11 protein-coding genes are annotated in these 17,703 nt (G+C 37.3%); 4 read left to right on the top strand and 7 right to left on the bottom strand.

Annotated elements, in window-relative coordinates:
• Positions 1-37: 37 nt before the first annotated feature.
• Together V5M36_RS00995 and V5M36_RS00990 are read right to left on the bottom strand one after the other, a co-directional pair.
• The gene (locus tag V5M36_RS00995) at positions 38-1,402 is read right to left on the bottom strand and encodes an MFS transporter (RefSeq protein ID WP_338561103.1); all 1,365 of its coding nucleotides are present in this window, start codon (positions 1,400-1,402) and stop codon (positions 38-40) included.
• 153 nt (positions 1,403-1,555) lie between these two features.
• Positions 1,556-2,635 (bottom strand): DUF475 domain-containing protein, encoded by a 1,080-nt coding sequence (locus V5M36_RS00990; RefSeq protein ID WP_338561100.1) that lies wholly within the window; start codon positions 2,633-2,635, stop codon positions 1,556-1,558.
• A 358-nt stretch (positions 2,636-2,993) separates the two neighbouring features.
• On the opposite strand from V5M36_RS00990, the gene tenA reads away from it, so the two are divergent.
• The 3 genes from tenA to uvrA all read left to right on the top strand — a co-directional run bounded on the left by tenA (position 2,994) and on the right by uvrA (position 7,809).
• Entirely contained in the window at positions 2,994-3,656 is a 663-nt protein-coding gene (gene tenA, locus V5M36_RS00985; RefSeq protein ID WP_338561098.1) for a thiaminase II, read from the top strand.
• A gap of 335 nt (positions 3,657-3,991) precedes the next feature.
• A complete protein-coding gene (locus V5M36_RS00980) occupies positions 3,992-4,366 on the top strand; it encodes a hypothetical protein (RefSeq protein WP_338561096.1) in 375 nt (124 codons plus the stop codon).
• 611 nt (positions 4,367-4,977) lie between these two features.
• On the top strand, positions 4,978-7,809 hold the full coding sequence (gene uvrA / locus V5M36_RS00975) for an excinuclease ABC subunit UvrA (RefSeq protein WP_338561093.1): 2,832 nt from the start codon (positions 4,978-4,980) through the stop codon (positions 7,807-7,809).
• A gap of 28 nt (positions 7,810-7,837) precedes the next feature.
• Here uvrA and V5M36_RS00970 read toward each other — a convergent pair whose 3' ends face one another.
• The 3 genes from V5M36_RS00970 to blaOXA all read right to left on the bottom strand — a co-directional run bounded on the left by V5M36_RS00970 (position 7,838) and on the right by blaOXA (position 12,663).
• On the bottom strand, positions 7,838-9,535 hold the full coding sequence (locus tag V5M36_RS00970; protein WP_338561091.1) for a hypothetical protein: 1,698 nt from the start codon (positions 9,533-9,535) through the stop codon (positions 7,838-7,840).
• 59 nt (positions 9,536-9,594) lie between these two features.
• On the bottom strand, positions 9,595-11,304 hold the full coding sequence (locus tag V5M36_RS00965) for a GGDEF domain-containing protein (RefSeq protein ID WP_338561089.1): 1,710 nt from the start codon (positions 11,302-11,304) through the stop codon (positions 9,595-9,597).
• Positions 11,305-11,799: 495 nt separating this feature from the next.
• Positions 11,800-12,663: a class D beta-lactamase gene (gene blaOXA, locus V5M36_RS00960; RefSeq protein ID WP_445206297.1), complete on the bottom strand. Its 864-nt coding sequence runs from the start codon at positions 12,661-12,663 to the stop codon at positions 11,800-11,802.
• An 846-nt stretch (positions 12,664-13,509) separates the two neighbouring features.
• On the opposite strand from blaOXA, the gene omp33-36 reads away from it, so the two are divergent.
• On the top strand, positions 13,510-14,385 hold the full coding sequence (gene omp33-36, locus V5M36_RS00955) for a porin Omp33-36 (RefSeq protein ID WP_338561087.1): 876 nt from the start codon (positions 13,510-13,512) through the stop codon (positions 14,383-14,385).
• Between the two features lie 69 nt (positions 14,386-14,454).
• Here omp33-36 and V5M36_RS00950 read toward each other — a convergent pair whose 3' ends face one another.
• On the bottom strand, positions 14,455-16,425 hold the full coding sequence (locus V5M36_RS00950; RefSeq protein ID WP_338561085.1) for a BCCT family transporter: 1,971 nt from the start codon (positions 16,423-16,425) through the stop codon (positions 14,455-14,457).
• Positions 16,426-16,595: 170 nt separating this feature from the next.
• On the bottom strand, positions 16,596-17,288 hold the full coding sequence (locus tag V5M36_RS00945) for an ion channel (protein ID WP_338561083.1): 693 nt from the start codon (positions 17,286-17,288) through the stop codon (positions 16,596-16,598).
• Positions 17,289-17,703: the final 415 nt, after the last annotated feature.

Here is a 17,703-nt window from a genome sequence, read left to right as displayed (position 1 = left end):
CTATTCGATTCTATGTTTTACTTTATAAGAGTTATGATTAAATGGCTACCTCTTTACCCAACAAGTGCGTTAAATGTTGTCGCGCAGTATCATCTATTTTCTGCTTATCCACTTTAACGAATGCAACTTGCTGATCGGGCATGACCACAACTTCTTCAATACCATGAATTGCCAATAACTGAGAAGTCCATTCATCCGTTTCTTTACCCTCAGGCAAACGCCAAATCAAAGAGGATAAATAACGCGGTTGCTTGAGTCCAAAACTGAGCACTAACCACACCAATGAAATGACCAACAAAATTCCCCAACCCAATGAGGTATTGTTGAGCATCAATAACTGGCCACCCAAGATACCGCCACAGAATGCACCTAAGAATTGCCCCGTTGCATTCACACCCATGGCAGTCGCTTTAGATTGAATCGGTGCAGATTTGGACAACCACGATGGCAATAATGCTTCCATCACATTAAACGCGATGAAAAATAGTCCAAGTCCGAGAAGTAAAATATATTTCGACTCATAACCAAAAATTAGGACCAATAAACCCGCAATGATTCCGCCAATCGCTGCTAAAAAAATGCCCCGCATTTTGCGATATTTTTCAGCCAAGATAATGCTTGGAAAAGCAAAAAATAGACTAATCACCAACAGCGGTAAATACACAATTCCGTGACGAGATAAAGGAATTTGAGCAAAGTCGATCAATTGTGATGGCACATAAACAAACATTGCAGTGAGCAATAAATGTAGCGCGAACACAGACACATGCAAGCGGTTTAAGTCACCCATTTTCAAGACTTGTTTAAGCTGATTTAAATAACCTTGCTTATAGTTTTTATGATGACGTGTGGTCTTAGGGACCATGAACACCATCAAAATCGCCAGAAGTCCCATCAGGGTGGTTACCCAAAAGAGTCCAGAGATTCCCACTAAAGTGGTCAACCACGGTCCTAAACTAAATGCCACCATGAAAGAGACACCAATACTCATGCCCATAATGGCCATCGCTTTGGTTCGTTCTTCTTCACGGGTTACATCAGCAAGGAGTGCCATGACCACAGCAGAGACAGCGCCTGCACCAGCAATCGCACGTCCTATAATCACCCCATAAATCGTTTCAGACATGGCGGCAATCGCACCACCCAAGGCAAATAATAGTAAGCCAAAAATAATCAATGGTTTACGATTAAAGCGATCTGCTAATAAACTAAATGGGATTTGTAATAAAGCCTGACTTAAACCATATACACCTACAGCTAACCCAATGAGTGCAGGCGTGGCATATTCATATGATTGTCCCACGACCGCAAAAACGGGGATGATCATGAATAAACCCAACATGCGTAAGGCAAAAATACTGCTTAATGCAAAAGTTGAACGACGCTCTAAAGCATTCATCATAAATGGCTAAAAACTTATTAATCTTGGATCAAGATTATAGGCCATTTGACGCTCTTCTCGGCATCTATTTTATTTGAAATAAAGATCATCACGATCTAAAAATAAAAAAGCGCAACCGAAGTTGCGCTTTCAATGTATTTTATCAATCAAACGTTAAGCAGACTGTCGTTTCTTATATTGTATAGAAGCAATAATTGCCCAAACAATGAAAGCCACACCAATTAAGCCAGTCACAACTTCAGGGACATGTAAGCCCGTACCACTCGCAATCATGATGAATGCAAGCGCACCAATCGCATAATGCGCACCATGTTCAAGATAGATATACGCATCTAATGTGCCCTTTTCCACCAAGTAAATGGTAATCGAACGCACGAAAATCGCACCAATCGCAAGACCGAGCATGATCACAACCACATCCGAAGTAATCGCGAATGCACCAATCACGCCATCGAAACTAAACGATGCATCTAGCACTTCGAGATACAAGAAACCACCGATACCCGCTTTCACGACACCTGTTGGAACGCCATTGCTATCATGAGTGACGGCATTTCCATGCTCATCAATTTCAGGTTCGCCACCGAGTAAATGACTGAGCACTTGAACACCGATATAAATCACGACCCCCCAAATACCTGCCATCACTACAACCAAACGTTTTGCTTCATCAACGTTAGCCGCCATAATCAATAGCGCCACCAAAGCAATAAATACAGACATTGCAGGTACGCTTGCCAAATTGGCTAAACGGCGTTCGATAAACTTGAACCAATGCGTATCTTTACCGTCATCTAAGAAGAAGTTTAAGAACACCATCAATAAGAATGCACCACCAAAGGCTGCAATTTCAGGGTGATGTGCCAGTAAACGTGCTGAATATTCTTTTGGATCGTTCAGTGCCAGTTGAATCACTTCAACAAAGCCCATGTCTGCTGTCACAGCGACAATCACAATCGGGAAAATCAGGCGCATACCAAATACGGCAATCACGATCCCAACTGTTAAGAACAACATTTTCCAGAAATGATCCCAATGACGTAGCACCGATGCATTGACCACAGCGTTGTCAAAAGACAATGAGATTTCCATTACAGCAAGAATGGCAGTAATCGTCAGTACCGTAAACATGGTCTTTAAGCCGGCTTCTGGTCCGTGAGAATAACCCCAGTACGCAGACAGCCCAAGACACACGATCGTAAAGATGATTGAGAAACCAAAATGTTTCCACATGAGAATTCGACCTTAAATCATTTAAAATAAAATGGTGAAATTTATACAAAACAAAAATAACTATTATTGTGTGATCTCAACAGGAATCAGTCTGTACTTTTTGCTTTGTGCAATTTCTACCCTTGAGTGTTCCATCCTGCTTAAGCGGATAGTTCAAATTTGAATGCGCCAATTATGACTGTTTTTAAGAATTAATCCAAAATACTTAGTATGATTTTTGAAGAAAGCCTGAACTCAAACCAGGAGTGTTTTATACAGCGTGAACTGCTGTTTTTAGCTGCTTGCGCTTTGTTACACGCTTGCTATAGTGGCCTGAACATTCTAAGACCAATCACAACACTCAAAAATGGATGGAAATATGAGTTTTTCAAAAGACGTATGGCAACGCAATGAAGCGCTTTATCAAAAAACTTTGGCTTTGCCATTTAATCAAGAATTGGCATTGGGTAAGCTCGATAAAGATGTGTTTTGTCATTATGTCATTCAAGACGCGCATTATCTCTTGGCCTATGGACGTGCGCTTGCCGTCTGTGGCGCAAAAGCGTTTGATGCAGATGCGGTGATTCAATTTACCCAAGGCGCTCGCGAAGCGATTATTGTAGAGCGCAGTCTACATGATGGCTTTATGCAAGAATTTGGTATCAGTCGTGAAGATTTTGAAAATACCCCGATGACACCAGCTTGTCATCATTACACCTCTTTTTTAACCGCAACGGCTTGGGCTGAAAGCTATCCTGTGGTTCTTGCTTCGCTGTTACCGTGTTATTGGATCTATGCAGAAGTAGGCAAAGACATTGTTCGTCATGCTGTCAAAGACAATCCTTATCAAGCTTGGATTGATACGTATTCAGGTGAACATTTCAATGAAGAAGTGCGTAAAGTCATTGCCATCATTGATCATGTTGCGGCACAAAGCGATGCTGAAACAGTCAAAAAAATGCATGAGGCCTATACCAAAGGTGCAGAACTCGAATACTTATTTTGGGACAGTGCTTATCACCAAAAACAATGGCTCTTCTAAGTTCTATAGCGTCATGCTTTAAGCTGACTTTATCCTTTAAAAAAACGTCACCTTAAAAAATTTAATTTTTTTCAACTAATTTAATTTTTTCTACTATAGGTCTACGCATTTAAAGATCTACACAGTTACACATCTAATCGTCCTGATTTCTACTGATAATTCAATTCAATTGATCAGGACGAATTTTCTTACAAATGAAACATAAAATCTGTATTTTAAAATCAATTTAGCGATAGACAGAACAATAAAAATCACGCATCATTAATGATAACGATTATCATTATCTAATAACTAAATCTAAGAACTAGATTTTATCATTCAATTGTGAGGTTCTAATGCAACAACATACTTTGGGTACTGAAGCCATCCGTGCTTATTTCACTTTGCAATGCTGTTGGCTCAACAATGAAGAAATTTATTTAGAAAAAGGCTGTTCGCATTGTGGTTCTGCAGCAACCTATTTGCTTTATTTTACCAATGACCATATCCAAAAACTGATGTTGGATTTTATAGCGAAATATCCGTGCCTTACCTCAAAAAATATTGATTTTTTCAATGTGCCTAACTTTGAGAAAAACTATAATGACTTCTTACAAGTGCTCGAAAAAGAAGTGAATTTCTATGCACGAAAACATCATGATATTGATCGTAAGCTTGCCTTTGAACACGTAGATTCTATCTTTGAACGTAGCTTCTTATATGCCTGCTAAATATGAACAATTGATCAATCTTTGATGATTAAATATTAAGGCCTGCTGTTTCAGTAATGTACTCTTGTGATCAATCATTAAAATAAAATTCATGAGTACATTCGATCTCTGTCGCACTTCATCTAAGAATTTAAGAATCAAAAAGAACCTTGAACTGCAATAAAGCATTAATAAATTGATATCTAAACAATCCTTCCCCTCCTAGTAGAAAATGAGGATCGAGAAATTCGGATTGTGATTTTGCTCGAGAAAAAATGACGAATAGATCTCTTTTATAAGTTGAAAAATAATCATTAAATGGCAATAAATTGATCTGTAAAAATCACTTCGTCCTTTGGGAGAAGGTTAGGATGAGGGAATACTCATGATGAATGTGCAGTATGAATAATGACTTTTGAAACAAATCTAGTGAATAAATGCGCTTATCTTGATGAATAAATTAACTCAAATGCGCTAAATAAAAGCAGCTTCGTTACACATAAACATCTCAAATAGATATAGTTTGTATTGGTCCGTCATAATTTGACGTTTTATTTTGTTTTTATACCACTTGAACAATTTTAAATCGCTATCATATATAACCTTCAATTTGCTTAACACCGAGATGTTTTATGAGCCAAAGTCATATCCGTATTCGAGGCGCACGAACCCATAACTTAAAAAATGTGAACCTTGATATACCACGCGATAAGTTCGTGGTGATTACGGGACTCTCAGGCTCAGGTAAATCTTCCTTAGCTTTTGATACCTTATATGCCGAAGGTCAACGCCGTTATGTGGAATCACTGTCTGCTTATGCGCGCCAGTTCTTATCACAAATGGAAAAACCAGAAGTCGATTCGATTGAGGGTTTAAGCCCTGCGATTGCCATTGAACAAAAGTCGACCAGCCATAATCCACGTTCAACGGTAGGAACAATTACCGAAATTTACGATTATCTCCGTCTTTTGTATGCACGCGTGGGTACGCCTTACTGTCCTGAACATGATTTACCGATGGTGGCACAGACTGTAACTGAAATGGTCGACGCCGTTAAAAATTTAGAAGAAGGCACAGCACTGATGTTGCTGGCACCTGTGGTGCGTGAACGTAAAGGTGAATACACCAACCTATTCGAGCAATTACAAAGCCAAGGTTTTGTCCGCGCTCGGGTAGATGGTGAAATTATAGATATTGATACACCGCCTGAACTGGATAAAAAGAAAAAACATACCATTGAAGTGATCGTTGACCGCTTTAAGGTGCGTGATGACTTGGGTAACCGTATCGCAGAATCATTTGAAACGGCTTTACGCTTAGGCAGTGATATTGCGGTTTTAGCGTGGATGAATAATGAACATCCTGAGCGTGTATTTTCCGCGAAACATTCATGCCCTGAATGCGATCGTGCTGTTGCAGAGTTAGAACCTCGTTTATTCTCATTCAACAACCCTTTTGGTGCTTGTCCAACCTGTGATGGTTTGGGTACGCGTAGCCATTTCAGTGCAGATAAACTGATTCCAAGCCCAGAAGTTTCCATCAGTCAAGGTGCGATTCGTGGTTGGGACAGACAACGTCCTTATTACTACACCATGATTCAGAAAGTAGCGGGTCATTTTGGTTTCTCTTTAGAAACGCCATGGAATGAACTTGATGCAGAGACCAAAAAGAAATTTCTGTATGGCACTGGCAAAGAAAAAGTTGATTTAAGTTATATCGATGAGCGTGGTCGTTCGCATAAGCGTATTCAGGCCTTTGAAGGAATACTGCCGCATTTAGAACGTCGCTACCGTGAAACGGAATCGAATTATGTCCGTGAAGATTTAGCGCAATATCTTTCCAATGCTGCATGTGATGTCTGCGATGGCTCTCGTCTGAATGAGATTTCACGTAACGTTAAAATTTTAGACAAGACCATTGCTCAAATTACCAAAATGTCGATTGGTGATGCTGAACAGTACTATCAAGACCTTCAACTCGAAGGAGCTAAAGGTGAAATTGGCGATAAAATCTTTAAAGAGATTCGTGAACGCCTACATTTCTTAGTCTCTGTGGGTTTGAATTATTTAAGTCTGTCTCGTTCTGCAGAAACTTTATCGGGTGGTGAAGCGCAGCGTATTCGTCTGGCTTCGCAAATTGGTGCAGGTTTAATGGGCGTGATGTACGTGCTCGATGAACCTTCGATTGGTTTGCATCAACGTGACAACGACCGCTTGCTTGAAACCTTAGTTCGCTTACGTGACTTAGGCAATACCGTTTTAGTGGTTGAGCATGATGAAGATGCCATTCGCGCAGCTGACCATATTATTGATATTGGTCCAGGTGCAGGTGTGCATGGTGGTCATATTATTGCTGAAGGAACGTATGAAGAGATTTTGGCCAATCCAGACTCACTGACGGGTCAATATCTTTCAGGCAAGTTAAAAATTGCCATTCCAAAAGTCCGTATTCAACCACCGAAACCTGAAGAAAAAATCAAGTTAATGGGTGCTGCTGGACATAACTTAAAAAATGTCGATTTAACCATTCCACTAGGTATCATGACGTGTGTTACGGGAGTATCGGGTTCAGGTAAATCGACCTTAATTAACCGTACATTATTGCCACTTGCAGCGACTCAACTGAATGGTGCAACCACATTAACTGCTGAGAAGTTCGCTTCGATTGATGGTTTACAGTTCTTAGATAAAGTGGTCGATATTGACCAAAGCCCGATTGGGCGTACACCTCGTTCTAATCCTGCGACGTATACTGGTTTGTTCACCCCTATTCGCGAATTATTTGCGCAGACCCCTGAGGCCAAAGCGCGTGGCTATGCTGCGGGTCGTTTCTCGTTTAACGTCAAAGGTGGTCGTTGTGAGGCTTGTGAAGGCGACGGTATGATTAAAGTTGCCATGCATTTCTTACCGGATATGTATGTGCCTTGTGATAACTGTCATGGCGACCGTTATAACCGTGAGACTTTAGAAGTCGGTTATAAAGGTAAGAATATCTCTGACGTTTTAGGTATGACAGTTGAAGATGCGATGCATTTCTTCGATGCGATTCCTGTTATTCACCGTCGTTTAGAAACATTACATCAGGTTGGTTTGGGTTATATCCGTTTGGGTCAATCTGCGACAACCCTATCAGGTGGTGAAGCACAACGTGTGAAATTGGCGCGTGAGCTTGCAAAACGTGATACAGGCAAAACCATTTATGTGTTGGATGAGCCCACTACGGGTCTACATTTCCACGATATCGCTAAGCTTTTGGACATTCTGCATGAGCTACGTAATAAAGGTAATACCATTGTGGTGATTGAGCATAACTTGGATGTGATTAAAACGGCTGACTGGGTGATTGATTTAGGCCCTGAAGGTGGTGCGGGTGGCGGTATGATTATTGCCGAAGGTACGCCTGAAGAAGTTGCGAAGTCTAAAGTTTCGCATACAGGTAAGTTTTTGAAAGCGATGTTGAAATAAATAATTAAGGGCTCGAAAGAGCCCTTAATTATTTTTCATCTAAGATATATTGCATATATTTTTCAGGGTACTTGTGCCTACTTCCTTTCTCTTCTAGTATTTCTCTTATCCATACTTTGATTTCCTCTAATCTGTTAAAACACTTAGAAGTATAAAGATATATAATAATACTGATAACTCTCCTTATTGATATATTGCTAAAATTTTGCAAATAAATTTCTAGAATGAAATCTCTTAAGCTATCTTTCGTAACTAATGACAATATTTCTTCTGTTCCATATTGTATTTGACCTTCTTTTAAATAGTGCTTAACCACTTTACTTAATGCATATTTATCATCACTTGGAGTAGTCGTAATTATATTTTTTATATACTGTCTCAATTTATTTTCTTCATTTTTTTGCCAAAAATGATTTTTAAGAAATTGTTCTCTATTTGATTTCAATTCATTGTCAATATGTTTCATCAATAAATCATTGATCTTGTATACTAATTCTTCAGCTTGAAACTCTTCAAGAATCGAGCAATAAAATTCAATATTTTCAAATGATTCATATTTATAGACAGCCTTAATTGCTAAAAACAACCTATTTACAAACCTTGATGTTGAATCAATATTAAAAGCATGATAGCTATTTATTAAAGTTGAAACTTCTTGACTAGCCTTATTATGCCTTTCCGATATTAGATCAGAAACTATTAACTTATTAATTAAATTATGGTCAAAATTTCTTAACTGATTAAATTGTGATTTAAATTCAATCATCCATTGATCTATTTTTAAAAAATAAAATGGTAAATATTCTTCGATCAGAGAAAAAGTTCGTATTTTATTTTTTGACCAGTTCTCTCTATTTTCCTCGAATCCAATATTTTTTATATCATCCCATCCAAATTCAAATTTCTCACCAAAATCACTAATAAAATACCCTTGTAGAATTCGAATCAAAATGATTTCTTTTGTTGAATAGGCAACTATTTCGGGTAATTCTGCTCTAAAACTCTTATAAAGATTTATTACTTTTTGGAAAAATCTAAAATTATGAATATTTAAAACATCTGAAAATTTCACGATTAAATCAATGAGTTCTTTATCTATATCTTTCGCATTTTCACGAATCAGAGGCTCAACTGAATTAATAATGATAGTTTCATCAATCAATTTCTCTTTATATTCAGCATATTTTTTCTTATTTTCACCCTCTGCTTTGTCTTCATCTAAAATTAAAATGACCTGACAATTCTTTTCTAATTTCAATTGATTTGCCAACCCCATGACATCTTTAATATCGAGCTTATTAGACATACGCTCAAAATCATCAAAGCAAATAATGGCATCTTTGACTTGATTAAATAGTAAATTATCTATCAATTTTAATGGTGCATTTATACCTAATTGAGTCACACGAGCATCTTTAAAAATTGAGGATAAGCTTTTTAACCATTTAGGTACTTCAATCGTAGAGTGATAGCTTTCTATATTGCTATAAATTTGTGTTTTTAAATCACTTAAAGATTCAACCCCGAAAAGGGAAACGTAGGCATATTTACGATTAAAAACTTTTCTATTTGTATAAATACATTCTTCAGATAATTGTGAATCTAAAAATTTATTCCAAAAAAAGGTCTTCCCTACTCCCCAAGAACCTGTAATGGCAATTGCGATACCTTGATTATTGTTTTTGCGAAAAATATCTTCAAATCTTTTTACTTTATCTTGATTCATTTCTATTGGTTTATTAAAGACTTAATCATTTTATAACGTAAATCATCAACAAAACCAAGTTATCTCTCTACTGCATTTTTACCACGTGCTTTTGCTTTAAATAAAGACTTGTCTGCCTGATTCAATAAATCAATCCAACTTTCTGCCCCAACCGCAACACCAATACTCACAGACACCGTAATGTTTTGATCTGAGTTAGGCACATTTATATTCAACTCAGCTACAGCTTGACGAATATTTTCAGCACTTTGCATTGAGTTTTCCAAATCAGTCTTATGCAATATCACCAAAAATTCATCACCACCAAAACGAATAATTAAATCTGAATCACTGACATTGGCTTTTAAACACTTCGCAACTGAAACAATCACTTCATCACCAAAAATATGTCCATGCTGATCATTCACATGCTTAAAATTATCGATGTCCACGATAATTAAACAAATGTCGTTAAAATCCAGCTCAGAATTTTTTGTTTTTTTCAGATAATCATCTAGAGCCAGTCGATTAAAAACTCCCGTTAATTGATCTGTATTGGCGATACTTTTCAGTTCAAATTCAAATGCATCACGTTGCTTTAACATCAGTTGCAACTTATCTAATGCATCACTCAAAGAAGAAACACGTCGATGCTCTTGCTGTACTAAGCCATGACCTGAGTTGGTATGGGCATACGACAACTCCACAATCATATCTCGTGCTTGTATGAGTGGCGCAAACACTTTTCTTTGTGCATAAATCAGGGTAAATAGTGCAGCAAACAGTGAAATTAAAGCGATCAACGAATTGACGATCAATGATTTTCTCGAATTATTTTTTTCAATCGTGGCTGCAAGAATACTGCGATCGAGCAGATATTTTTGAAACTTGATCACCGTCGTCAGTTTTTCCGAAATTTCAGTGGTTAACTCTGTACCTTTTAAGTAATACGGTTTTTTTTGCTCGCTTTCGTTAATCAAGCGCATGACAATGGGAATACCCGTATCAATAAATTCAGTTTTCACCTTTTGATTTAAATAATTGAAATCTTCTGATTTATCTTGTTGAGGCTGAATGGTATTAACCAATCCCCATAAGTACAGCACTTGTCTTTGCGCATCTTGAGAACGTGCAATATTTTCACTGGGCAAAGGTAATCCGAAAGTGACATGCGCCATGACATTAGATGCAACTCGCCCTGCTTGATCTCTCATCTCAACTAAAATCAATACCAAGGTATAATAATCAGCCAAAGCACTCTCTTTATTGAGAGACTGCATCACTACATTTTTTAATAAATCATAGCTAGTGTCCCAAGCCTGAAACATTTTAAAAATAGCCAGATCAAATTGCTTTACATCTAGCTGACTACAAGGCGTTTCGAGATAACGATCTACGTCATTCCTTGCAAGTGCTAACTGAGCTTTAATTTCACCTTTAAAATTTTGTGCCAAAGCATTAAAACCTGCCTCATTTAATGCTTTAAAAGTGATATCAATATGTTGATCTACTCTTTTACGATGTTCTTTTAAAGCAGCCACATTCTTTTGTAATTCATTCTTCGAACTCGACATCGCCAGATTTGTAGGTCCACGTTCTCTTGAGATAAGATTTGCAAGATCTGCAACTGCGCCCAAACCTTTCATTTCGATTAGAGCAAAATTGGCTTTTTGATAATGATGATAATGACTCACCAGCAAAGGAATAGTGATACAAAGTAATGAAAAAACAATAATGAGCATGGACGCGAAAAGGCGCTTTCCAGTTTGCTCTGTATGTAATCTCAACATTGTATTCCTCTTTCAATTTTATTTTAAGGTAATGAGCTGAATACAATAAATGATAAGCAATGTATTCAAGCCACTTAGCGTGAAAGATGAATCCTATAAATCTTTGCGTATTATCGCATTAGACCCCAAAAAAAATGAGTTAATTATCAAAATAACATTATTAAAATCATAATATTAAATCAAACAGTAATAAATCATCGAAAAAACAGATTGTCGGCATAAATTTTAGCTATTTCACAAGCGACAAATACTGCTCCATAATAGTCTTATTAAGTAGATTTAAACATTCAAAATAATGTTTTCGTCTAGTCACACCAGATTTTTAAATTTTCCTCGGATGTTTCTCCCACACTTAAAAACATCCCTTTTCTACCCAACCTTTCCCCTTTTGGTTGGGTTTTTTTTGTCTTATCTATAACTTAAATTGAGCATTTTATTATCTTCCGACTAAATTAAATTATTGCTATCTTAATTTATGACTAAATTAAATTATCACTATCTTAAATAGTGAAAAACATCCAATTTATCTAAGACATCTAAACTGAGTTGTTTGCGCTGTGTTATGTCCGCATCATTATGCATTTTTAAATTCAGTGCAAACGCTACAATATGACCATCCCCTTGATCAACCCAACCTGTATACCAACCGACTTGTGGTGTTACATCTGAAGCCCATCCACTTTTAGCATATAACTTCGCTTTAGCACGGTTTTCTACAAATAACATTTCTTTCACTTGTCGTTGAACCAAAGAATCAAAATCAAGTTTTTCATTGGCTAAATTATAAACAAATTTAACGTGTTGAGTTGGACTAATTTTCAACGGACCAGTCAGCCAAAACTGATCTACTTGATTTCCAATCAAAGTATTACCGTATTCATGGCGACGTACTTCTTGTTGCATCAAGTCCAGTCCAATACGACGAGCCAATTCTTGATAGACAGGAACAACTGAAGCTTGCATTGCCTCCCCCAAAGTGAAGTTTTTTTCCCAGCTTTTGAAACTGCGTTTCTGTCCATCCCATTTAAATATTTCTGATGGCGTCGTTTTTTGATACTGCAATCCGATGAGCGCATTCAGTATTTTAAACGTAGATGCGGGAACGTAGGCGTGATCAGCTCGATCTAGATGATTTCCATAAGATTGATATTGTTGACCGTCAAACGTTACGAATACTCCTTCGACTTGAGCTTGATTAAATAATTGCTCAATTTCGCTTTGGAGTAGCCTTTGTGATTTGTCTGAACCTGAAAATTGAGTTATAGACTGAACATGATTCGTAAATGTGCTTTGACGGCTGCATCCTGTCATCAACGTGATCATTAAGATCGCAGTCACTATTTTTAATTGAAGAATCATTTTTACCTCGTATCAATCTCTTTATTTCTAACATTAAAACTGCGTTCAAGTCATTTTTATTTATTTTGAAATCATCGAATAAAAAATATTTACAGGTGCAACATCTTAGTGCATAATGCCCCGCATTAGGGCAGCGAAGAAGTATTCCTCAGCAGAACTTCAAGCTTTCCTCAAGTTTTGGCTTAAAAAACCTGAAATTCTTTGAATTTCAGGTTTTTTTTATTCTTAAATTATATATTTTCAAATTTAATGCACTTTATTGGTGCATCTATTTCCACTTACGTTAATCACTTTCTCTACAGAATACTGTGGTTGAATGACTCATTCCATCGAGTATGATTTGAGAAAATTGAGCCTAGACATTTAATAATTATTCACAGTATTTTTACTCAACAATTGCGTCATAATCGAAGATAAAGTTAATGATCCATTTAACTCGACTATATGGCTTAATTTTTCAAAAATGATCTATTTATTGTAATTTTATCTCGTGAATAACAAGTTTCAATTCGAGTAATGATTGCTTTATCAAAGAATTAAAATGTTTAAAGTCGATTAAAATAATTAAAGTTTCTATCAATAAAAAAAATAGATTAATTAAAAATTTCAATAAAAATAAAGCAATTATGTTTCAATTTTGATTAAAAAATTGACAAAAATTAGCTCTATGTAATTGTAATTATTAGGTAAATTAGTGATTTTAAAATCTCAATGCTTTTTCGACTGTTTCGACTTTAGATTTTGTTTATCTTTCACACATTTTTGTTACACAAAACAGCATTGACTTAATAATTTGTTACAATACAATGCATTTTGCTTACTTCCTCCCAACATTTGGTAAAGATTATGAAAAAACTCAGTTTAGCGACTTCTTTGTTATTAGCCATGACTGGTGCTCAAGCTTATCAATTTGAAGTTCAAGGTCAGTCTGAGTTCATCGACAACACTGTAAATGAGCAAAACTTTACAGGTGCTGTACAAGGTACTTACTACTTCAAGAATGTTGATGCGACTAAAGGCCCTTTAGCTGAAGCTGCTTTTGTTAACCAAGCATCTAATGTTTCATTAGCTTATAACTATGGCGAATACGACGAAGCTGGTTTAGATATCGTTTCTCATACTTATGGTGCTAAAGCTGAAGCTTATGTTCCAACTTCAATTGTTCCTGTGTATGCAAGCGCGTCTTACAGCCACACGATCAACGATAGCAAAAATGATCTAAAAACTGATGATCAAGGCGATCGTTACGCGTTAGAACTTGGTGCTGTTATTGTTCCAAACTTCTTAGTTGCTGTTGGTTATACTAGCGTTGCTGATCAAGCTTCTTACGATGCTTTCAATATTTTATCTAACGGTGTTGCTGTAGCAGCATTGGAAGCTGACACGATTTCTGACAAAAAAGATGCAATCACTGCACGTACTAAATATGTAGGCGCAATTGACGGTACGAACATGTCTATCGCTTTTGAAAGTGGTATTGTTTATGGTCGTGACACAGCTTACAACTTTAAAACTGACCTTTACTTAACTCCAGCACTTAACGTTGGTGTTTCATATGCAAAAACAAGTGCAGATGTAACTAACGACAATGCTTGGGGCGCTAACGTAAACTACTTCATCACTCCTGCTGTTGCAGTTGGTGCTAGCTACGTAAATGCTAATGCTGAAGGTTCTGATCGTGACACTCAAACTGTTGGTGTTAACGCTAAATTCCGTTTCTAAGATCACTTAGAATAGAATGATAGATAGAATCTAAAAAAGGACGCGTATGCGTCCTTTTTTTGGCCTGATTTATTTGGGTGTTCGAACTAAACTTAAGAAATGTAAATGTCGCTCATACTGATCAATAATGTCTTGAATTAAGTCATCCTTGGTCCAGTCCATAACATCATAGGCCTGGCCACCCTCTTTTAAAAACACTTCCGCTTGGAAATAAAGATGCTGATCATGAGTCGACTCCGCCATAAAACTGGCTGGCAAAGTTTCACGAGCAATCACTTGATAAACAAAATTCATTTCGTCTTGATGATCCACTCGAACTTCAAGTCCATCTTCAATGTTTCCAATAGAAACACTCAAATGGCGTCGTTTAAATTCAGCCTTCACACTTTCAAAAGCTGCCCTTACGTCATGTTCAATATAATGATTAACCTCAGCTTTAAGATGAGGATAGTGCATGATCAGACCCAGTCGTTGTTGCCAACTTCGAGGGTTTTGAATCGCACGAGGCGTAATTCGAGCTTCTTGTAAGGCTTGCATTTTGGTGACATCCAAACGTAAAGCTTTAATTAATCCCCAACAAATAAATAGCATAATAAAAGTAAAGGGTAATGCGCTCATCATCGTGGCGGATTGCAAAGCTCCTAAACCACCCACCAGCAATAATACAATCGCCAGCAAAGCCATTAAGAATGTCCAGAATAGACGTTGCCAAACTGGAGAGTTGTCAGACTTCGCTGTCAGATAGTCCGTGACCAATGCACCTGAATCTGCTGATGTAACGAAAAAAAGCATAATCAATAAGGTCGCGATCACACTCATCACTGAAGAGAAAGGTAAACTCTTCAAAAACTCAAAAAGTGCAACTGACGAATCCAGTTGTACGGCGCTAACCAGTCCTGTATTGGCTTCATTGAGGATGCTATAAAGTGCAGCATTCCCCATGAAACCCATCCAAATTAAGGTAAAACCTGTTGGAATCAATAATACGCCTACAATGAATTCACGAATCGTTCGCCCTTCAGAGACTCGTGCGATAAACATCCCGACAAAAGGTGACCAAGAGATCCACCATGCCCAATACACAATCGTCCATCCTCCAATCCAACCATTGGACTGGTAGGCATACAAGTTAAACGTCATACTGAATAAATTTGAGACGTATTGACCTGCATTTTGGATAGTGGTTTGAAGTAAATAAATACTTGAACTGGTAAAAAATACGAATACTAGCAATACCAAAGCAAGGATAAGATTCAGTTCAGACAGCCGTTTAACACCTTTATCAAGTCCTAGAAAAACAGACAAGGAGGCCATCGAGGTCACAATGATAATCAAGATAATCTGTGTGGTAGAAGACTGCTCAATTCCAATGAGATAATTTAAACCAGAGTTGATTTGGGTAACACCAAAGCCGAGCGTTGTCGCTACACCAAATACTGTACCAATCGTCGCAAAAGTATCGACAGCATCTCCAGCAGGTCCATAAATTCTCTTTCCGATTAAAGGATAAAGCGCAGAACGAATTTTTAGCGGGAGATCATGTCGATATGCAAAATAAGCCAATGAAAGACCAACGATGCTATAAATGGCCCAAGCATGTAAGCCCCAATGGAAAAAGGTTACTCGCATCGCCTGCTGTGCAGCTTGAATGGTTTCACCCTCCCCGACAGGAGGCGAAACATAATGCATAACAGGTTCGGCCACACCAAAGAACATTAAGCCAATACCCATACCCGCGGTAAATAACATCGCGAACCATGAGCCGTTGTTATACGAAGGTTGACTATGATCGGGGCCGAGTTTGATTTTACCCATATCTGTAAATGCGATATAGATCAGGAGAATGAGAAAGACGGCAACAGATAAGACATAGAACCAGCTAAATGAATCTGTAATCCATTGATTCAATTGCTTGGTCAGCAAGTCAAAAGCATTGGGTGCTGAAATCACTAATGCTAAAAATAATACGATGATGATAACAGTGCTTAAAAAAACATTTGGATTCACATTCGAATACCAAGATGTATTTTTGGAAGGCATAAATCCCCCGTTATTTTTTAATTTGAGTAATGGTCCGAAGACCCAAAAACATATTCACCGAAGTGATTAAATAGAAGTGCGCAAAAAAGCAAACTTCAAAATGAGCGCTCATCATAATTTACGATTAAAAACAAAGCAGTTCTCTTCATGTAACTTAAAAACTACATTTTTCAATCACGATCTCGATCATGTTTAGGTAAATAGGCAATGTACTGTAATGCGATTAAACGTGAAACGATGAGTGCTAAATACATCACACCAACAAACATTTGAATGATGGCAAACATGCGTGCTAAAGGACTCGCTGGTAAAATATCGGACAAGCCTGTCGCAGATTGCAAACTAAAACTAAAAAACAATAAATCCAACCATGACTGTAGTCCAATCACACCTGTTTTAATAAAACTCTCTGACACCAAGAGCTGACAAACGCTATATAAAAATGCAAAGCCCCAAGCAATTAATGTAAAGACAGCACCGGCTGCAAAGAGTTCATCTTTAGTCAAATAGCGGTCAGCAAACATGTAGCGCAATAGTCCATAAGCTGCACTGAAGTATGCCGCTGCTTCAAAACAATGGGCAAAAATTTGTATTTTGGGATCATTCATACCCAGTAAAATCATAAATGAAAAGATCAAGGCGCCACCGACAAAAGTCAGTCCTAAGATGCTAAACATGGGCGTTTTACGAATCACCTTTGCGATGATCAGCAATATCAAAGCACCTAAAATCCACGTGATGGTTCGATAGGTTGCATCGTCTCGTGACAATACAGACAACACCAAAATAAAACCTTGTAAACTGAGTAACCATGCGGATGGCAATGCACGAAAGCCCTTCCAAAAACCGATTAAAGCTTGCATCTTATTTTCCAGATAAATACTCTGCGATACGGCTAAATTATTGTTTTAGGTGCACAGAGTCTGCGATATATTTTGTAATTAACTTAGCATGAAATGCTGATATTCAGCAGTGGAGTTTCTTTATTCAACATTGCTTCAGCATCGATTTTTTAGTGACTATTATTTGCACATGCTCTTGATTAGATCTCTTTCATAAGTCGAAAATGATCATTGATTGGCAATAAATTCCATCACTTATTCAAACACTTGATTGCGCTTAAAATAAAATATGATTTTATCAACTTCTTTCTTTGACTTGATTCGTTGAACTTAATTCTAGAAATTGACTACTTGAAGCTCACCTCTAAAAATAAATTCTATAAATTTAACTCCTCATCCTTAAAAATTTTGATCAAAAAAAGTCCCTTTCGGGACT

It is taken from the genome of Acinetobacter sp. KS-LM10, assembly GCF_036896575.1.
GTDB lineage: Bacteria > Pseudomonadota > Gammaproteobacteria > Pseudomonadales > Moraxellaceae > Acinetobacter > Acinetobacter avistercoris.
The sequence above is the reverse complement of the archived record's forward strand: the minus strand, read 5'-3'. Positions and strand labels throughout refer to the sequence as shown.